Annotated in this window: 20 protein-coding genes; 1 reads left to right on the top strand and 19 read right to left on the bottom strand. The window is 41.8% G+C overall.

Going from position 1 to position 18,424, the window contains the following annotated elements; genetic code table 11:
* Positions 1-113: 113 nt before the first annotated feature.
* The 3 genes from LF817_RS09460 to LF817_RS09450 form a co-directional block, all read right to left on the bottom strand.
* Positions 114-944, bottom strand: a complete 831-nt coding sequence (locus LF817_RS09460) for a CsxC family protein (protein WP_253935561.1) — start codon at positions 942-944, stop codon at positions 114-116.
* A gap of 210 nt (positions 945-1,154) precedes the next feature.
* A complete protein-coding gene (locus LF817_RS09455; RefSeq protein ID WP_253935560.1) occupies positions 1,155-1,931 on the bottom strand; it encodes an ABC transporter ATP-binding protein in 777 nt (258 codons plus the stop codon).
* 25 nt (positions 1,932-1,956) lie between these two features.
* The gene (locus LF817_RS09450) at positions 1,957-2,418 is read right to left on the bottom strand and encodes a hypothetical protein (RefSeq protein WP_253935559.1); all 462 of its coding nucleotides are present in this window, start codon (positions 2,416-2,418) and stop codon (positions 1,957-1,959) included.
* Between the two features lie 369 nt (positions 2,419-2,787).
* On the opposite strand from LF817_RS09450, the gene LF817_RS09445 reads away from it, so the two are divergent.
* Positions 2,788-4,044 carry a hypothetical protein gene (locus LF817_RS09445; RefSeq protein WP_371925029.1) on the top strand — a complete coding sequence of 419 codons (1,257 nt, stop codon included), beginning with the start codon at positions 2,788-2,790 and terminating at the stop codon, positions 4,042-4,044.
* 152 nt (positions 4,045-4,196) lie between these two features.
* Here LF817_RS09445 and LF817_RS09440 read toward each other — a convergent pair whose 3' ends face one another.
* From LF817_RS09440 to LF817_RS09365, 16 genes are all read right to left on the bottom strand, one after another.
* The gene (locus tag LF817_RS09440; RefSeq protein ID WP_253935557.1) at positions 4,197-4,859 is read right to left on the bottom strand and encodes an HAD family hydrolase; all 663 of its coding nucleotides are present in this window, start codon (positions 4,857-4,859) and stop codon (positions 4,197-4,199) included.
* 137 nt (positions 4,860-4,996) lie between these two features.
* Positions 4,997-5,536 (bottom strand): nucleoside/nucleotide kinase family protein, encoded by a 540-nt coding sequence (locus LF817_RS09435; RefSeq protein ID WP_253935556.1) that lies wholly within the window; start codon positions 5,534-5,536, stop codon positions 4,997-4,999.
* A 169-nt stretch (positions 5,537-5,705) separates the two neighbouring features.
* Entirely contained in the window at positions 5,706-6,293 is a 588-nt protein-coding gene (locus LF817_RS09430) for a hypothetical protein (RefSeq protein ID WP_253935555.1), read from the bottom strand.
* 12 nt (positions 6,294-6,305) lie between these two features.
* Positions 6,306-7,742 (bottom strand): sodium:solute symporter family protein, encoded by a 1,437-nt coding sequence (locus LF817_RS09425; protein ID WP_253935554.1) that lies wholly within the window; start codon positions 7,740-7,742, stop codon positions 6,306-6,308.
* 14 nt (positions 7,743-7,756) lie between these two features.
* A complete protein-coding gene (locus tag LF817_RS09420) occupies positions 7,757-7,966 on the bottom strand; it encodes a hypothetical protein (RefSeq protein ID WP_253935691.1) in 210 nt (69 codons plus the stop codon).
* A gap of 25 nt (positions 7,967-7,991) precedes the next feature.
* Positions 7,992-8,927, bottom strand: coding sequence for an ornithine cyclodeaminase family protein (locus tag LF817_RS09415; RefSeq protein WP_253935553.1), 936 nt, complete (start codon positions 8,925-8,927; stop codon positions 7,992-7,994).
* A 287-nt stretch (positions 8,928-9,214) separates the two neighbouring features.
* Positions 9,215-10,411, bottom strand: coding sequence for a hypothetical protein (locus LF817_RS09410; protein WP_253935552.1), 1,197 nt, complete (start codon positions 10,409-10,411; stop codon positions 9,215-9,217).
* Positions 10,411-10,878: an RNA polymerase sigma factor gene (locus tag LF817_RS09405; RefSeq protein WP_253935551.1), complete on the bottom strand. Its 468-nt coding sequence runs from the start codon at positions 10,876-10,878 to the stop codon at positions 10,411-10,413. Before LF817_RS09405 ends, LF817_RS09410 begins: the two co-directional genes overlap by 1 nt.
* Positions 10,879-11,122: 244 nt before the next feature.
* Positions 11,123-12,163, bottom strand: a complete 1,041-nt coding sequence (locus LF817_RS09400; protein WP_253935690.1) for a zinc-binding dehydrogenase — start codon at positions 12,161-12,163, stop codon at positions 11,123-11,125.
* A gap of 171 nt (positions 12,164-12,334) precedes the next feature.
* Positions 12,335-12,853: an RDD family protein gene (locus LF817_RS09395; protein WP_253935550.1), complete on the bottom strand. Its 519-nt coding sequence runs from the start codon at positions 12,851-12,853 to the stop codon at positions 12,335-12,337.
* Between the two features lie 81 nt (positions 12,854-12,934).
* The gene (locus LF817_RS09390; RefSeq protein WP_253935549.1) at positions 12,935-13,468 is read right to left on the bottom strand and encodes a dihydrofolate reductase family protein; all 534 of its coding nucleotides are present in this window, start codon (positions 13,466-13,468) and stop codon (positions 12,935-12,937) included.
* A 577-nt stretch (positions 13,469-14,045) separates the two neighbouring features.
* On the bottom strand, positions 14,046-14,489 hold the full coding sequence (locus tag LF817_RS09385) for a hypothetical protein (protein ID WP_253935548.1): 444 nt from the start codon (positions 14,487-14,489) through the stop codon (positions 14,046-14,048).
* 144 nt (positions 14,490-14,633) lie between these two features.
* Entirely contained in the window at positions 14,634-15,332 is a 699-nt protein-coding gene (locus LF817_RS09380) for a Type 1 glutamine amidotransferase-like domain-containing protein (RefSeq protein ID WP_253935547.1), read from the bottom strand.
* Between the two features lie 287 nt (positions 15,333-15,619).
* Positions 15,620-15,799, bottom strand: a complete 180-nt coding sequence (locus LF817_RS09375; protein WP_253935546.1) for a hypothetical protein — start codon at positions 15,797-15,799, stop codon at positions 15,620-15,622.
* An 871-nt stretch (positions 15,800-16,670) separates the two neighbouring features.
* Positions 16,671-16,973: a hypothetical protein gene (locus LF817_RS09370; RefSeq protein WP_253935545.1), complete on the bottom strand. Its 303-nt coding sequence runs from the start codon at positions 16,971-16,973 to the stop codon at positions 16,671-16,673.
* Between the two features lie 195 nt (positions 16,974-17,168).
* Positions 17,169-18,167: a tRNA dihydrouridine synthase gene (locus LF817_RS09365; protein ID WP_253935689.1), complete on the bottom strand. Its 999-nt coding sequence runs from the start codon at positions 18,165-18,167 to the stop codon at positions 17,169-17,171.
* Positions 18,168-18,424 lie beyond the last annotated feature (257 nt).

Here is an 18,424-nt window from a genome sequence, read left to right as displayed (position 1 = left end):
TCTCTAACTTCATCAGCACCATAAATGAAAACCCAGATCTTTTAAAAAAGATCTGGGTTTATAAATAAAAAAGAGTAACTAAGTTTCCTGCTGTATATTATTAAATTGCCTGTTTAATATCCGAGTCGTTTTATTATATTGTTGATTCGTTCTGCTGCGTTTTCATCTTGTGGTGTTTCCCCTGGCAATTGAGCAGATTCAGCTACTTGATTCTGACTCAACTCTCCACCGGTCTGTGCAGCACCTTCTTCTCCGCACGGAAAGAAAGGGAACTGGCGGGATTGCAACAGTTTAAAGATCAAAACAACTTCTGCTTTTTCGGTAATCTTATCAAAATTTCCTCTTCTATTATAATCCTTATACAAGTCTAGATCATTGACAGCGCTGAACAACAGTCGGCATTCGATCGGTTCATTATAATATTCAAATGTTACACCGCCTGATTTTTCAGGATCTCCGTGGTGTCCTTTCTTATCAATAAATATTTTTTCACCAGTTGCCGTCGATTTCTGGCTCAGTTCGGCCCTAGGTGTATCAAAAAACGGTACTCGCACTGCCTGATTGCAGCTGAAAGGAACATCCACCGAGTAATCCCGCACGTAGCCATCACAATCTTCCACATATTGAATGTTTTTATGAATCACTCCGGACACAAATACATTGATGGTGGAATAGAAACCGCCAAAAGTGATAGAACGAATAGCTTCACATTGTGTAAGAGAAACATTCCTTCGTACATTTTTGATTTCCCGCGCACAAGTTGGAAGCTCTATCTCGGCTTCGACTAACGCTTGAAATTCTACATCAGCCAGCGCGACCGGCAAATAATATCCCCCTCCTAGATTTAAGTTATTACAGTGTACTTGGAGCGTTTTAGCTTCGTCACAACGGTTATTATGGTTGGGAAATGAACCTTTGGATTCATTTCCATTATATTTATTCATACTTTTTATCTCCCCTATTTACTTCAGACAATATTAAGAATACTGCAAAATAAAACTGCGTAAATCTACCTTAATCTTGTCTTCTAATAGATTATGTAAAAACATCTATCTGGTATAGACGAGAGCATGTGCCGATTGTGGAATTCATGTACTGTTTTAGTAGATAAATAGAAAAGGCCATATGATGGGACTTTTTAAGAAGCTACTGTTTTATAATTTCGAAAGAAACGGACGATGATTGTGCCAGCTCACCTCAACAGGTAAATCAAAAAAACGAGAAAGCTGAGAACTCGTAATCATCTCAGGGGTCTCTCCTGAATCAAAGACTTCTCCATCTTTAAGTAATAGCGTTTGATGGAAGAGCGGTAAGATTTCTTCTACATGATGAGTGACATAAATCATCGTTGGGGCGTCCGGTTTTTTTGTGATGTTTTCAATGGAATCGAGCAGTTTTTCGCGTGCGATGAAGTCCAATCCGTTGGTCGGCTCGTCGAGAATCAGCAGGGAAGGCTGCGCCATCAATGCCCGGGCTATGAGAACTCTTTGTCTTTCGCCTTGAGACAGAGTTTCATAATTTCGGTTGGCATACTCAATGCATCCCAGGTCCTCAAGTAAAGATATCGCCTTTTCTCTCATTTCATCGGTCGGGCGTTCGTAAAGACCAATAGAGGCGAAGGCACCGCTTAATACGACTTGAAACGCATTATCGTCTTGATGGATTTTTTGCTGTATTGCTGAGGAAACAAAGCCGATCTGCTGACGGAGACGTTCGGCAAGGTACGTCTTACCGAATTGCATACCCAGTACATTAATTTCTCCTTTTGTGGCAAATGTGTAGGCATTCATCAAGTTCAACAGAAACGTTTTTCCTGATCCATTCAGCCCGAGAAGCACCCAGTGCTGTCCTTTTTCAATCTGCCAGTTTATATTCTTAAGAATCCATCGATCGCCTCTTCTAAGAGAAACGTTCTCCATGTTCAATACCATTATGAATGACTCCTTTTCGCCAATATCATTCTTGCTCTTGAGTTTCAGAGTACTCTTCAATCCATTCCATATCCACAGGGCCGTTCACGACTTCATAATAACCTTCATTGTACATATGTATTACATTCTCCATTACCATTCCTGTCACCGGATTCGCATTGGAATGACGGAATGCAAATTCAAAACTTTCTTCTTTAGTAAGTCTCTCTTCAAATTTTTCATATTTAATTTTTTTCACACGGTACTGTCTTAAGAACTCTATCAGCTCGTCCGCAGATTCCTTGTCATCACTCCACCATTCATATACTTGATCGCTGGAGACGTTTCCTCTGTCATTCGTAAATCCTAAAGACTGATAATCTTCCGGGTGATAACGGATCACATCCACTAAGTTTTTCTCTCTATAGTCGTTCAATGTTTTTAATGAAAAAAAGATGACGAGGATAATAATAGCGATAATTACATAACTTCGTGTTCTACCTTTCATGGAAGCCTCCTTCACCCAGGGGATTTCAGCTCTTTTTCTATTACCCTTCCTTATTAACAATTAAGCTTTGGTCGAGTTCCAATGCGAAGATCAGTCCAAGCCGTGGATGGTTCCATCTTACCAGAGCTTCAAAATTATTTACATCCCCCGTTTTCACATTAAAATGGGGCGAGTAATAGATTCGATTTCTTCATTGATTTCTGAGGTGAATCTTTATATTTTTTTGCCACCATTCAGCTTCATCTTCTACTACTTGAAGTGTTGACCTCACATTTTAGAAAAAACACTCACAATTTGTCGTTTAAATAATTTTATTTTGGCTATATAGTATTAGAATAATAAATTGCAAATTGACCAGAGGTGAACATGATGAGTAAATCAACAAAGACTTTAGGATTAATTACAGCACCAGGATATCCCGATAAGATAGGAGAAAAATTGCAGCATGAATTGCCTGATTTACTCAGCTATTATGTCGATGAAAGCTATCAATGGGACGTTGATTATAGAGTGGACGCCCTTACAGGTGTTACGGAAAACTCCGAGGAAGTTTTAAAGGCAACGTTGGATAAAAAAGCAGGAGAAGAATGGGACTTTGCGATCTGCTTAACCGATCTGCCGCTATTCAAAGGCAAAAAACCGATTGTTGCTGAGGCATACGTCGAGGAAGATGTAGCATTGATCAGTCTTCCAGGTCTCGGCTCAACCCCTATGATTAAGCGAGTCCGGGAAGCGATTTTACAGCTCGTTAGTGAAATGTATTTTGGAAGCTCGGAAGAAGATCGAAAGCAGGCAGAAGAAAGGCTGCAGACCAAAGATGACGACAACTATAAAAAGTTAAAAAATAAAAACTCCAAGCGACTGGTTGGAAAGCGAGGATTCGAGCGTTTTTCCCCTATAAAAAGGGAAACACCAGATGAAGACGAATCGAACATCGACGTCCGATTTACAGTTAAATCGCCTTTCAGCGGCGCCATACGCGTGTTGACAGGCATGGTAAGAGCCAACAGACCATGGTCGATGTTTCCTGCATTTATGAAAGTGATCATTTTTGCATTTACAACAGGCTCCTATGCTCTCGTCTTTCCGACATTATGGATGCTCAGTAATGATTACAGTATTTGGCGGATGTCCCTGCTTTCCATCGTATCCATTTCAGCGATGGTCGGGTGGATCATCCTTGCCCACAATTTGTGGGAAAAGCCGCATAATGGGCGGGCAGGTTATTTACGGAAGTTGTATAATACCGCTACCGTTCTCACTCTAAGTGTTACGGTCTGTTTGTATTATTTCCTGTTGTTCCTTCTCTTTGCTTTCGCCGTTATCCTGCTGATTCCGATGGGGATGCTGGAATCTCAGTTAAACGAAGATCCAGGATATATAAATTATTTCTACATTGCGTGGACCGCGACAAGCATTTCGACCATCATCGGTGCGCTCGGCTCGGCTCTTGAGAATGAAGATGTGGTCCTATCTGCAACTTATGGCTACCGACAGCGACAGCGTTATGAACAAATCAAAGAATCCGAGGAAGAGAAGAAGGAAGCGGAAGAAGAGAAAAAAGAGGCAGCCGAAGAGAAAAAAGAAGCGGCGCAGGAGAAAAAGAAGGCAGAAGAAGAAAAATAAACTGGCACCTTCCCCGACAAATTCTTTTATTATTGTCACAACAAAAAGGCTCTTGATTTAGAGCCTTTTTGTTGTGCATTCATTATACTTATATAATAAAATCACCATACTTATATATCAGATCTATTCGATAGTCTGTTAATCTAGATCTATTAGTTTGAATACATTTGATCTATGATTGTTTTTAAATCTATTAAATCATCGATTACCAGATCAGCTTGAGACAGTTCCTCTTCACGAGCAAAATCAAATCGGCATCCTATCGCTGTTAAAGAATTCTTTTTTGCAGCATTTATATCAGACAAGCGGTCTCCGACAACGGCTGAATCGTGAATATTATATTTCTCTAAAATGTGACTGACCAAATCCGCTTTATCCAGTGTTTGTATTTGTTGAATGCTAAACGTTTCAGTAACCCAGCGGTCCAGGTTGTAATGACGTACGATGGCTTTTAAGTAATCCGTTAATCCATTGCTTGCTATGTAAATAGAGCAGCCATTTTTCTTTAAGTATTCAAAAACTTCGACTACATTGGGATATAAAGCCCCTTTCCCATTTCTAATGTTTTCAATTAAACTATCGAGAAAATATGTATTCATTTCTTCTCTTACCGCCTCTGAGTGATGAGGCAGTAATGTTTCCCAAACTTGTGGTAAAGGAACTCCCATGATTTCCCGGTATTTATCTACCGGGGTCGCTGCATCCCATTTTTGGAGGGACCTAAGATGATTGAACGTATCTTCTAATGATAATTCCAGTATTCTGTCTGTTTGAAATAATGTTCCATCCATATCAAAAATTAATGATTGAGTCATTGGTTTCTCTCCTTGTGTAAAATTTTGAAGCTCCTTAAAAGTTTATCAGAAGATTATACAAGTATATAAAAAAAATGTACCTGAAGATCGCGTAATCAAGATGCCTATTTAAAACATAAGATTTTTTTATTCAATTCCTAATCAAGCTCTTGTACAATTACATTTACTATTTTATAGAGTGGTAGTGTACCTTCTATAATGAGATCGGAGTTCGGTTTTATTGTATGTATCATTTCTACATAAGCTTGTCTGCCTTTTTCCAAATAAAAACCTGCATCGTTATGGATATCAGAAGCTGAGCTATTCTTGTGATCTCTTAACATTCTTCTCGCCATCGCTATGTCGAGTGGTGTGTCTATATAAACAGCTAAGTCAATAAAACTCTTCAGGATGTCATTTTTATAGGCAAACGGATAATCCAGTATTATGTATGATGGGGTTTCTTTAGCAGTTAATAATGACTGGATATCTATCAATAGAGGTTCTACATTCCATTGATTGTAGTCTGGTCCTTGCTGTACCCACTTAACCAGGTCATCCGGTGCACCTTCAAAGCTGTAATCGTCAAAGAACAAGGCATGCGAAGAAGGTAGTTCCTTATTTAACTCCTTACTTACTGACGTTTTCCCTCCGCCTGACACAGCTCCGATGGCGATCACTTTTGTTTTCACTCCCATTGAGATGCTCCCTTCGATCAAACTATAAAGTTCTTCTTTGTTCCAATTGTTTCATAGTACAACCATTTACTCAACCCTGCCCTCTGAAACAAAAGACGCAATTCCATCGCTGGGAATTGCGTCACGTTCGTTCAAGTTTTAATTTTATCTAGTTACCTGGAAAACTTGGCTACAACCGCCATTCTGCGCCTCCCCACAACTTACTCATATACTCTTCCGAATCCCCTGTATTCGCATTAATAACGAATTCTTTCGTTAAATAATCAGAGTCCACGCTCACCTTCCAAAGCGGCAAATACGTAAGAAAAAGATCTTCCAGGTGGTAGCGGGGTTTCTTTAGTACATAACTGCGATTGATTTGCTTTTGCTGGACATCTACCACATAGATGTCCTCAACTTGCTGTTTCGTTAATTGGGCGGGGACGACTTCTCCACTTTCCACTTCGATTTCATTCATCGGCGGCACGCTTGGAAAAAGGCCGCGATATCCGGACACAGCATCTACAAACGCCATGTTCGGCTTTTTTCTAGGTGGAAATGGTTTGCGGTCGGCGATGACGAGCAGCTTGGCAATCCACAAGGGGTGATAGACCCGCTTCACGCTCGTCATATGGTTTTTAATATAGTCCGAATCAAGGCTGCGGTTCATTTTCTGCTGAACTCCGAGGTTTTTATAAATGTTTTTAGGCAGGTCAGCTTCGGTTATCCCTCCACCTGTACCGATCAGGCGGAGGGATTTATTTTTCAATGTTTCCATTCGTTTCATCCTTTATGACTCGATATGAGTGTGATAGCGATCGACTTCACTTTGCATTTCTTCTGATGGCGGCGAGGTCATCAGGCTGACTACAATCGTTAGAATAGCGGAAACAGGTGCCGCTACAATAGGTTCAGCAACGAGAGCAAATGGCAGGAGGGCCATGATAATAAAGGCAATTGCCCCGCCAATCATACCTGCTAGTGCACCTGGCATATTCGCACGTTTCCACCAAATACCGAGCACAAGCGGGAAGCCGAAGGCAGAAAGCATCGCGCCGCTTACCCAGCCGACCATGATCGCAATAAGCTGCGGTGGATCGATGGCAAAATAAATACCGACAAGGCTGGCAAGCATCATGACGACAAACCCGATCCTTGTAACTGATTTTTCTGATGCGTTTTTATTAATGTGTCCTTTGTACAAGTCATGGGCAACACCAGCGGACACCGCTAGCAGCATCGCGTCAGCTGAAGACATGATGGCTGCTAATAATCCAGCCAGCATGAAGCCCGCAAGAATTGGAGGCATGTAGTGCTCAATGACAGAAATGAATATCATATCCTGATTATCTAGTGATTCGATAACGCCCAGGCTCGCTCCAGCAGAAGCAATAATTGCACCAAAGATAAATACGGATAAATACAAAATACATGCCCCGAGTGCTGAGCGGCGGGCCGTTTTCGCATCACGTGAAGCAAAGTTACGCATAACGGCGGAAGGAGATACGACACCGAACCATAGGAAAGCGACAAATAAGCCGAAGTATGACATCCAGGGCTGAGTAATATCTCCAAAAGCGGGATCGACAGCAAGAGCGTCCTGAATTAACGTGCCCACGCCTTCATGGTCAACCAAAATAATGATGGAGAGCACGAACATGCCGATCACCATGACAGCGCCCTGAATCAGGTCTGTATAAGTAATCGCCCACATGCCGCCAAGCGCCGCATACAGCGTAAATCCGATCCCGAGGAAAATAACGGCCGTCGTGTATTCAATACCAAGCACGTAGGAACCAATTAAACCAGACGCTGTCAGCTGGGGTACCATATAGAATGTCATTGTAAGTACGACAATGACCGCTGCAACGATTTGGACCGGTTTTCCAAAGCGGATTTTGAAAAATTCCGGCATTGTATTTACACCGGAGCGGCGGATCTGTCCGGCAATGAGAAAGAGGGCAAAAGAGGGGATGGCTACAGCTCCGAATCCGTACGCAAATAAGAACGGAAGTCCGAGGGCAACACCAGACCCGACAGCTCCCATTAAGGAACTGGAGCTTGCGACAGCCGCGAATAAAGCAAAGGAACCTACGAAGCTGTTGATGTTACGTCCTGCCGTCCAGTAATCATCTTCAGAGGAGTGTGCTCTCTTGGCAAAATAAATGCCGATGATCGTCATGATGATCAAGTAGAATGCTAATATGGAAGTTTCCATTCCTTTCATAGTCTACAGCTCCTTTATGATCGTTTTTCTATTTTTTCAATCCAAATCACATAGATAATCGTTAACAGCAGCCAAATAAAGAAACAGAAGAACATGAGCCAGCCGGCCAGGGAAATCCCCATCCAATACACTTCTGTCGGCCACCAGATCCATACTATACCTGAGATGATAACGAGCGCGATAACCATGATGATGCCGGGGTCTTTCCATTTTGATTTCGTCATTTCCTTCACACGTCTTCATCCTCTCTTAGCGGATTTTTTCATATAAAGCTTTCGTAACAACTAAGTCAAAAATTGCCGCCCCTACTGATTTAAAAATAATCGACTGCTCTTCCGGATTCTTTGGACGATGATTGCGTTCAATGATTTCTTTGAGGGACAGCGTTTGTTCGGGGGCGACGCCAAGCTCCTTCGCACGAATCATATCTCCTGATTCACGAAAAGCGCTCGGCGCATCCACATACACTTCGTCTGCATTCTTTAAAACACTGTCAGGAATCTCCTGCATCGATGGACGAAAAGATCCGACACCGACAACTTGTTTCCCCTTATAACTGGAAGCATCCAGCTCAGGGAGGACAGGCTTCTCAGAGGTTGTAGTGGTGACAATCAAGTCTGAACCTCGCACTAAATCTTCCAAGGAGGCTTGTTCAATATGTAAGCTTGGAAAAGCATCTCTGGCTTTATCTATAAATGCCGAAAGTTTATCCTGACTGCGGTTGAACACTTTCACTTTTTGAATAGGGCGAACCGCACAAGCAGACTGCAGATGACTCCAGCCTTGTGTTCCAGTCCCGATAATTCCAAGAGATGAAGCACCTTCTTTCGATAAATACTTCATTCCAAGACCGCCAAGCGCTCCAGTACGCAGTGCCGTAATCGGCATGGCATCACACATTAAGAGCGGCTCCATCGTCTTGCGACTGTATAAGACCATCAATCCATGAATCGTCGGCTTGCCTATCGATGAATTGTGAGGCGCTACCCCGACGAGCTTCGTCGCATAATAATCCCCGTAATAAGATGGCATTAATAAACTCGTATTGTCCCCATCTTCAATATGCATCCGATCGGGCATAATGATATCACCTTTGCTGTCTTCTAAGTAAAATTGTTCAATGGAACGGATGGTCTCTTCCATCGTAAATCGTTCATTGACTTGTTCTGCTGTCAGAAAGTTCATGCAAGCCCTCCTTTTATAATATTAAAGCCATACTACCATAATTTTCTGATTTGTTTAAATTTTCATTTAAATGTAAAAAAACAGCACATTTTAGATGATGTGCTGTTTTAATATCAAATATTACTGTAAATTCCGGTAATAAGCTTTACGGCTTAGAAGCTGGTCCTGTGCATCGTTATAATATACAGATGAGTGTTTATCCCGCTTTTTTCTCGTAATATGGATTGTAAATATGAGAAAGTGAATCGTCATTCTGCCCCTTCCTTTCTATATGAAGATAAGCACGGTCACAACATCAACTCACCCAAATTGCCTAAACTCGAACCAATTCCCTTTTTATGATCATCTTCGATCACTCCAGTATTTACACGCATCAGCTGCTGCAGGCTGCCTTTTAGCGCTGCGTTCTCTACGACTACTGCACCAAATATATCTAACGTTTTCACTTTTGATAACAGTACCTCCGACGATACATCGCTTCCTAACGTCAACATCCCTTCTACAATAAAAGCCGTCGGGTGCTGCAAAGCTTCCAGCTGCTCATTCGTCCATCGTTCTTCTCCTTCTATAAAGAGAAAACGGTCTTCATAAGATAATACTTCAGTATCCAAAGATGGGCATGTTTCGTAAACGAGATCCTCAATCTCCTCAGGACAAACTACAATGGACGTAGAATGAATGGCCGCGATCGAAAAAGCTTCGCGCGTAACATCCGCTTCGATAATAACCGGCTTTTTCGTGTAAAGCTTCTTGCCATGGAATCGTTTAATGGACCGGCTGTTAAGACGCATCGGTTTCGTCAGTTGCAGGTATCCTTCAGGAATAACCTCCACTTTAGCTGAAGTCAAAGAGCCTGTTTTTTTATAAAAAGCTGTTTCTTGTAGGGCGTAAAGGATGATCACACCATTGACTTCGATCTGGTGGATCTTTTGCTGGAACAAATCCAAGTCTAAATCAGCGTGCAATTTGAGCTTTCCGTTTACAGTTAAACGGATAGCTGTTTCGGCTGAATGTAAATAAGCGTTTGTGAGCTCAAACTCTCCATTTTCAAAACGCAGCTCTTCTCCCTCATAGGATTCCACATCCATCGCTCCATGGGAGATCAAGTGGAAAAGCGAACCTGTAAGCCGGCCTGGTGAATAAATCTTCCCATTTACTTTCAGCTCGAGTAAACTTTCTTTTAACTCTTCTGCCTGCACATCGTGCTCAATAATCAAGTTACCATTTACAAATAATCGCAGCCCTTCCCTCAAAGAGCGAAGATACGCTTGATCCACATGGACGTCACTATTTACTACTTGATACCCTTCCGGTAATTCCACACAGTATCCAATGTTGCCGGCGTTCAACTTCGGTAAAAGGTGAGCTTTTTCTTTCGGGTACAGCACCATACCGATATTATTAATCCGTTCAATGTCCTGTAAGCTCTCTTCCGTTGCATTCATTAAATTTAATAACCCTACATTTCCAATTCGCTGCCCCATCATTTATCCTCCTCTAAATATCTCCGTAATTGTTTCATTGCCGTTTGAAGCTTGAAGCGAACAGTAGAAGCAGGGAAACCCAGCTGTTCGCCGATTTCTTTACTCGATAATTCCAACCAATACCGTTTAAACACAATATCGCTCAACTCAGGCGACAGGCGGGAGAGCAGCTCCGTCATTTCCATTCGACCCAGCGTCAGTTCGTGAACGGGAAAATCCGCTTCATCATCATCCCATTCAGTTAACCGCCGGTCTTTTCTCCGTTCGTCGATCAGTTTATTCTTCATCACACGATAGAACCAGGCTTTTTGTTTATGGCGCGGCAAGCTTAGAAGCTGCTTTTCCTTTAAGGACTTGATCCACGCATCCTGCACAAGATCCTTCCCTTCTTGTTCGTGACGAGCAATCGAAAAAGCAAAACGGAACAGATCGCTTTTCAGCTCCTCATATAGCTCACTCACTTCCATAAGACCACTCACTTTGTTTAATTATTGGCTCCTTCACTTAGATAACGACTGAGACCCATAAAGTGATGGAGATTTTTTAAAATATGTAAAAAAACTTTTATCCAGTATTGATTGAATCCCTCTATAAAAAAAGGAACGAAATCCTATACGATTCCGCTCCCTCCTTTGCTGACTTATTCATATTTCTACTGCTCTCTTTGTGCCTATCATGCTTCAAGGAACACACCAAATGGATGAGATGACATCATTTGTTCGGCAGCAAAACGATTTTTCCTAATTTTCCTGATTTTTTAAAATAACTTTGAGCTTCCCTGGCTTCTGCCAACGAGAAGGTACGGTCAAGAACCGGCTTGATCTTACCTTCTGAAATCGCTGCTAGCATCTGTTTGAACTCGTCTCGCGTTCCGAGAACTGAGCCATATAAAGTGATGTGCTTTAAGTAAAGGCTCCGGAAGTCGAGCTCAGTTTTCTGGCCACCGGCTGAACCGGACGTGCAAAACTTCCCGCCTTTTTTCAGGACTTGCAAAGACGTGGAAAATAGTGCGTCCCCTACGACATCAAGAACCGCATCTATCGGACCATCGTTCGCTTCAAGAATTTCTTGAGCCAGGTTATCTGACTTATAAGATAATACATGAGTCGCCCCGAGTTCTTTCATTTGCGCTTCTAACGCTGTATCTCCGACAATGGCGATAACCTTCGCTCCAAAAACATGGGCGGCTATTTGCACATTTAACGAACCGACGCCACCGTTCGCACCTGTGACCATCACCGTTTCTCCCGGCTGAGGTGCGATTTGCTCCACCATATGCCAAGCCGTCATGCCACTCACTGAAAATACACAGCTATCTGTGTAATCATCGAGAGGCATATCATAACAAAGTTCAGCCGGCCAAACGACATACTCAGCATAGCCTCCGTCATATTCCGAACCGATGAACGACATGTCCTCAGAAATATGCTCTTCCCCTTCTTTACCACTCGAGGTAAAAGGAAAAAGGACGACATTTCTTCCTACCATTGTCTCCTCCACATTCGACCCTGCCTGTACGACTTTCCCCGTAATATCAGAACCTGGTATCCGTGGGAACTGAACTCCTTCTGGACGCCAGCCCGATTTTCCACCGGTTCCATAAGCCCCTTCTCTCATCCAGATTTCCGTATTATTAATCGCACAAGCTTCGACTTTAACCAATACTTCATGTTCTTTTGGCTCCGGAATAGGCAAATCTGCCATTTCCAATCGATCGATATCGCCATAACCAGTTACTTGAACAGCTTTCATCATGATATCCCTCCGTTAATTGTTCCGTTCTAGGTTGGTATGTTTTCAATGTTATTATGCCTCAAAATAGGACAAAATGCATCTATTCGATATGTTCATTAATATTGAAGGGGTACTGATCAAGAAGCTCCCCTGTAAAACGAACACGGATATACAACAGGATTAAGAATATTAAACGCCAGTGATTACTCTTGTACCTGCAACCCAATCATACACATTTTTCTTTTGTTTATTTGTGAGTGGAAAGATTAGATAAAGGATTATTGCAGCATTCACGGCATTCAAAATGATAAAAATCGTAATCTCCGAGAATTCTGTTGGAAGCATTAACCTCCAAATTCCGAAGTGAGCCACTTCCCATGGCAAAAATTTAACAGCTGTCCTAATTATCGAGCGGCCGATCCCTATGCGGGCACCCTCCAAATTTACGACACGCAGGCCCAGCTTCCTTTTCCCCCACGTCCCCTGCGATTTAGATTGTTCACATAATATAAAGTAAAGAGAGACAGGCAGCGTCATTATTAAAAATCCTGTCAACTCAGCTATGACCGGAGAGTGTGAAAATAAAGGCTGAATAAACGGGTTGAAAACAAATGAAATCGTGCCTGCAACGGAAATACCGTACACAACTATGACGAGATAATCTAATAAGAAAGCGTAAATACGTAACCTGAATGGCGCGTAGGACATATAGAAGCTCTCCCCATTTGTTTATGCTATTTATTTAATATCCACGATACAAAATACGATGGCTCTATAAACTAAGTAACGTTATCTTTTCACGCGATAATGAAGCTCCACAAACTGATTAAAGTTTCTAGTACCTTTCAAGTATAAATCTAATTGATAGTCGCCTTCTTTAAACAAAGGTATCCCATTTCCGAGTATAGTTGGAGCAACGGTTAGTATCATTTCGTCGACTAACTTTTCTTTTAAGAAGTAATGCAGCAAACCTCCTCCACCAACAATCCATATATTATTCCCTTCTTGTTGTTTTAGCTGGTTTGTGAAGATTGTGACATCATCATTTATAAAAGTCACATCTTCCGTCCCTTGAATCTGAGACCGTGTAAAAACGAAACATTCTTTGTTTTTGTAAGGGAATTCTTCTAATTCGTGATTCATGAGCCAATCATATGTTTTTTTGCCCATTAACACAGTATCTACCGTATCATAAAATTCCGAATACCCATTATCCCCTTCACCTTCCACCTTAAATAGCCATTCTAAGGATTCATCTTTCGCAGCTATGTATCCGTCCAGACTTGCAGCAATAAACAAAACGACTTTTCTTTTTTCAGTCATACAATTTCTCCTATGTTGCCTGATTTTAAGACTATGTTCAACGTGGATGTTGATTTTTATGAGAGTTATTTAACCATATGGCAGGATTGTTGAATACTTGGTTTCGAGACAACCGGGGTTCGGTTCCGTATTAGGAGTCAGGGGCGGTTGGGAAGCTACTCGCTTTCCTGTGGGGGAACTGGCGAGCTTCCTCGGGCTAAAGCCCTGTGGGATCTCGCCTACCTCCTTCTCCCACGGGAATCTCGCAGCTTACCAACCACCCCATTCGCTAGAGGTGAGAAATGAACCCCTTTACCAAGAAAGTGGGTGTTCTATATGCCTGTCAGGTGAGAAGATAGCGCCTCACATCAAGGTTTTAACATAAGACACTTGTTATGAAAATCATCAAGTGTTTGCTTTCTCGTGAAGCGGTTTCGAGAGACTTATACGGAAAAGGGGCGGAGGGAAACGGTGAGGCTCAGCACCGAATCCCTCCGCCCCTAATTCCCCACTACATCCCGATACTAATCCTTCAAGAATAAGCAGCTTATATGAATATCAACACGGAAATTTAACTGAGCCAAATTAATTAAACTGTTCACTCTATACATATCCAAACATCCCCGTTGGTCAATTCCGCGTACACGTCAAAATCACAGCCATTTATGACATGATCCACTTCTTTTTCTTCCTCTTTTGTATTCGTATCTACAATAATAGATTCTTCGCCAATTCGTTCCTTTATCTCGCCATAATTTTCAACGTAATAGCCTCGCTCACTAGACCATCCTCTTAAAGCACTGTTGTTTTTGTTTTCATTAATAGAAGTGTTAAATAGAGTCATAACTGCACCTACTCCTCCTAGTACAATGAATCCCCATAGCACATAAATGAATTTGTCCTTTTTATTTACGGGTAACTTTAATACCCCCTTTGAAATTGCAATCACCATCCCTATTCCCACCAGAATTACGAATAGAGATAAGGCGAGGAGCCACCATTGATCTTCTGAAGTTCCATACTCTAACAAAATTTCTCCCATCTGACACCCTCCTTCGATACATTTTGTAAAGTCGTTTCAACCTTATTCCTAAAAAAATGGCGCAATTCAAAAATAGAAATTGCGCCTTGATGACTAACTAATAAATCCTGTCCCTCTTTTTGCATAAGTAGTCTGTAATAAGTCTTAGCAAGACCCTAAAAATAAGGTCGCAAGCTCTGTCTCATTAACTCCCTTATCGTAATCGACTCGATAGGCTTTCGCATCAGGTCTGGAACTTACGATTTTATGTACGTCCTGGCCCACGTAGTGAATAGCCACACCATCGTCCGCTGCAATCCCTGGTTTTATTTTGTCCGCTTTAATAAACTGTTGGTAAGAAGGCCTTCTGTCAGGTTCCCCGTCGTAATGAGGACAATTGCTTCCTTTTAAGAAACCTAAACATTTTAATGGTTCCAGTCGATCACCATAAGAATCGGTAAGTCCTTCTTCGAACCAACATATCGATCCTGCGCTTATGCCCGCTAATACTATCCCTTGTTCCCAGGCTTTTCTCAATACTTGATCCAGCCCCCACTCTTTCCATAAAACTAATAAGTTTTTCGTATTCCCACCACCCACATAAACAATATCCTGTTCTAATATAAAACTTTCTAAGTCCCTGGTCGGCGGTTTGAATAATGATAAGTGAGAAGGCTGGCAGCGGTGTTTTTCAAAGAAGTGATAATATCTGGAGGTGTAGTCATCTGAATCGCCGCTCGCTGTAGGTATAAAGCAAATTCGAGGGTTCTTTTGAGTAGATTGGTCCAGGATGTAACGATCTAACAATGGGTTTTCGGGCTCCATAGAAAAGCCGCCTCCACCTAGAGCAATTATTTGTTTCATCTCCATTCCTCCATTCCAATTTTATAGTAGTCTTTATCACATTCTCTCTAAAGTTAAATAGTCCTTTGTTTTAACAACTTTAATATCGTGATTTTCTGCAAACTTAAATAAATGGTCATAAGCTGTATTAGGGGTGAGCACCGCTAATCTAACGTTCAACCCTTTGTCCGTTTTAATAATCGCAGCTTTCTTAGCCCAGCCGGCTCGTGTAAATTTCAGCTGATTGATTCGGGGTGGGTAAATTTCTTTTTTCATTATGGATTTATTAAATAAAAATATCCGGTATACTAAATGACTCTCGTGATTTCGAATGAAAACCGTATTGAGGTTAATCCAATACCAATTAGTAATACGATAAGAAACAGAAGAATAGAACGTCCAAAATGATCGGCCAATACATTCCACAGCATGGCCACAAAGAAAATGCTGAAAAACGATAGCTCTTTAGGTTTTATTTTGTATTCCATGTACGTTACCCCTTTATAACTACACCTATATCGAATGAACCTATACTCACATATACGAATGAATAGTAAAATGGTTTCCTCATTACATGAATTGTTCGCTATGCTCAGTCACCTTTCACCTCTATACAACGCGTTAAGAATTAAAAGAGGCTGAATGCCAGGTAAATACAGCTTACAGATGATATAAAACTAATTAGAGCGATTGTAATTTTTTTATCGTTATGTACTGCTTCAAATCCTTTGAAGAGCCGTGAGAATGCCACATAAGATTAAACAAATTGCTGTAAAGCTTTCATCCCCACTTATAACGATGTAGAGCACTAATGCAAGTACTATTATTGAGATGTTTCTGTTATCCTCATAAAAGCAAGGAAATGGCGTAGGGTAGCAGTACATGGGGTTTTTAACACCTTCAAGCATAGGTTTAATTAGGGAATCCCTGAATTTGATGGTAGTTTCAAGCGGTTTCCAATTGTATGGTGACTTTAGGAAACGATGAGACTCCTGTGGGATGTACATGGTAGGCTGGGATCCCGGAAGGCGAAGCCTCAGGAAGCTCACCACATGCCCACGGAAAGCGATTCGTTTTCTGAAGTCACCATATCCTCATACAAAAGTCTCGAAACTGATTCTTTAAAAATAGGGAGCTTATATAAAAGAGCATTCTACCCTTCCTCAAGTAATCACTTGTTTTTAGGGACCGCGGCTGTTATCTTTTCTTCTCATAGTTAATAGCAGAATCAGAGAGGCTAACCCCCCAAAAAATGAGACCAAATCTATACGATTTGGTCTCATTCTTACATACGTTATTTAAATTCTCTCCACAGAAACGGAACAACTTATTCAAAAGTCGAGTTCCTTTTTGTCCGGCTTATTTCTTTCTGTTGAACGCTTTATCTTTAATGGATTTAAAAGCCTTTGAAGAATTGTCGACGGTCTTACCTATCACATCCGAACCTTTTTCGGATGCTTTTTTAATAATGTTACCGGATGAGTCAACTGTTTTCCCAACCAATCCACCCTCGCCCGTAACCGACTTAATAATTTTCCCGGAAGTATCGACCGTATGATCGACTACGTTTTTGGCTTCTTTCGATACCCCTTTAACAAATCCATCCTCGTTCTTATCCGGCTGTTCATTTGTCTTAGAGTAGTTGTTTTTGTTGTCGCTCATGCTGTCATCTCCTCTTTAGGAATTAATGGCTTACAATCCATATCTATGTAGGAAACGATCGCCTATGAATAAATTTTTATGGCTGCCATCCATACGGGCTGATGCGACGAGAGGCAGGCGCCAACTAAAAAAGAGAGAAAAGCATCAACGGCTTTCCTCTCCTGGAAAAATCTTATATTATGCGATGGAGTTTACTTATGAGACAGTAAAACCTTCCTGTTCCTTCACTCCATCTTTCTTTGTAAACTCATCAAGCAGCGCGCGTACTTCATCGGTAGAATGTGTACTCATCAACTCGTTCCTCAATTCACTCGCTCCCCTGAATCCGCGGACGTAAATTTTAAAGAAGCGGCGGAGCGGTTTGAAGATGCGCGGCTCAAGCTCTTCGGAATACTTATCATGAAGATCGAGCTGAAGTCGCAGAAGATCAAGCAATTCCTCACTGGTATGCTCTTTCTTTTCCTTTTCAAAAGCGAACGGATTATGGAAGATTCCACGTCCGATCATGACTCCATCCACCCCATATTTCTCAACGAGTTCAAGTCCCTTTTGACGATCAGGAATATCCCCGTTAATCGTTAGAAGAGTATGAGGGGCAACTTCATCACGAAGTTTCTTGATCTCCGGAATCAGCTCCCAGTGAGCATCAACATTACTCATTTCCTTTTTCGTACGGAGATGAATGGAAAGGTTGGCAATATCTTGTTCAAAAAGGTGTTTTAGCCAGTCGTGCCATTCATCCACTTCCGTATAACCGAGACGAGTCTTCACGCTCACGGGCAGTCCTCCCGCTTTGGCAGCCTGAATGATTTCTGCTGCAACCTCCGGACGGCGGGTCAACCCGGATCCTTTTCCATTCGCTGCAACATTCTGCACAGGGCATCCCATATTAATATCCACGCCGCGAAAGCCCATTTCAGCCATGCCAATACTCATTTGGCGGAAGTGTTCAGGCTTGTCTCCCCAAATATGAGCGACAATCGGCTGTTCATCTTCCGTAAACGTCAGCCGTCCTTTTACACTGTCTTTTCCTTTAGGATGGCAGTAGCTTTCCGAATTCGTAAACTCTGTAAAAAACACGTCAGGCCTTGCTGCTTCCGTCACAACATGACGAAAAACGACATCGGTCACAGCTTCCATCGGTGCCAAAACAAAGAACGGACGCGGCAGTTCGTGCCAAAAATTATCTTTCATCATATATCTGAACCCTTTCCTTAAGGGAAACCAAGTTCCCAAAATTAAAAAGTGAAAATGTTTCGGTTTTTTATCCATTTCCAATGATGCTGGATTTCAACCAGTATATTTTAACTGTTTTAGACGAAAAGTGCAATGGAACCGGCCTTCATTTTTATATAACGTCCTTTTAAAGACAAACCCTGTACCAAACTATCGCCCAAGACCAGGTACTTTTTTCACAAATAAGAGAAACCCCTAGTTCAACTTAATTCACA

It is taken from the genome of Halobacillus sp. A1 (genome assembly GCF_024189295.1).
Lineage (GTDB): Bacteria > Bacillota > Bacilli > Bacillales > Halobacillaceae > Halobacillus_A.
Note: the sequence above shows the minus strand (reverse complement) of the source record. Positions and strands in the feature narration are given on the sequence as shown.

Excerpts from the sequence above, each read along its gene's own strand:
- LF817_RS09375 (WP_253935546.1), bottom strand. The coding sequence starts at position 15,799 with ATGGAATACAAAATAAAACCTAAAGAGCTATCGTTTTTCAGCATTTTC.
- LF817_RS09450 (WP_253935559.1), bottom strand. The coding sequence starts at position 2,418 with ATGAAAGGTAGAACACGAAGTTATGTAATTATCGCTATTATTATCCTC.
- LF817_RS09440 (WP_253935557.1), bottom strand. The coding sequence starts at position 4,859 with ATGACTCAATCATTAATTTTTGATATGGATGGAACATTATTTCAAACA.
- LF817_RS09455 (WP_253935560.1), bottom strand. The coding sequence starts at position 1,931 with ATGGTATTGAACATGGAGAACGTTTCTCTTAGAAGAGGCGATCGATGG.
- LF817_RS09445 (WP_371925029.1), top strand. The coding sequence starts at position 2,788 with ATGAGTAAATCAACAAAGACTTTAGGATTAATTACAGCACCAGGATAT.
- LF817_RS09410 (WP_253935552.1), bottom strand. The coding sequence starts at position 10,411 with ATGGGGCAGCGAATTGGAAATGTAGGGTTATTAAATTTAATGAATGCA.
- LF817_RS09460 (WP_253935561.1), bottom strand. The coding sequence starts at position 944 with ATGAATAAATATAATGGAAATGAATCCAAAGGTTCATTTCCCAACCAT.
- LF817_RS09365 (WP_253935689.1), bottom strand. The coding sequence starts at position 18,167 with ATGAAAGATAATTTTTGGCACGAACTGCCGCGTCCGTTCTTTGTTTTG.
- LF817_RS09390 (WP_253935549.1), bottom strand. The coding sequence starts at position 13,468 with ATGACTGAAAAAAGAAAAGTCGTTTTGTTTATTGCTGCAAGTCTGGAC.
- LF817_RS09435 (WP_253935556.1), bottom strand. The coding sequence starts at position 5,536 with ATGGGAGTGAAAACAAAAGTGATCGCCATCGGAGCTGTGTCAGGCGGA.
- LF817_RS09385 (WP_253935548.1), bottom strand. The coding sequence starts at position 14,489 with ATGGGAGAAATTTTGTTAGAGTATGGAACTTCAGAAGATCAATGGTGG.
- LF817_RS09370 (WP_253935545.1), bottom strand. The coding sequence starts at position 16,973 with ATGAGCGACAACAAAAACAACTACTCTAAGACAAATGAACAGCCGGAT.
- LF817_RS09415 (WP_253935553.1), bottom strand. The coding sequence starts at position 8,927 with ATGAACTTTCTGACAGCAGAACAAGTCAATGAACGATTTACGATGGAA.
- LF817_RS09405 (WP_253935551.1), bottom strand. The coding sequence starts at position 10,878 with ATGGAAGTGAGTGAGCTATATGAGGAGCTGAAAAGCGATCTGTTCCGT.
- LF817_RS09420 (WP_253935691.1), bottom strand. The coding sequence starts at position 7,966 with ATGACGAAATCAAAATGGAAAGACCCCGGCATCATCATGGTTATCGCG.
- LF817_RS09425 (WP_253935554.1), bottom strand. The coding sequence starts at position 7,742 with ATGAAAGGAATGGAAACTTCCATATTAGCATTCTACTTGATCATCATG.
- LF817_RS09400 (WP_253935690.1), bottom strand. The coding sequence starts at position 12,163 with ATGAAAGCTGTTCAAGTAACTGGTTATGGCGATATCGATCGATTGGAA.
- LF817_RS09430 (WP_253935555.1), bottom strand. The coding sequence starts at position 6,293 with ATGGAAACATTGAAAAATAAATCCCTCCGCCTGATCGGTACAGGTGGA.
- LF817_RS09380 (WP_253935547.1), bottom strand. The coding sequence starts at position 15,332 with ATGAAACAAATAATTGCTCTAGGTGGAGGCGGCTTTTCTATGGAGCCC.
- LF817_RS09395 (WP_253935550.1), bottom strand. The coding sequence starts at position 12,853 with ATGTCCTACGCGCCATTCAGGTTACGTATTTACGCTTTCTTATTAGAT.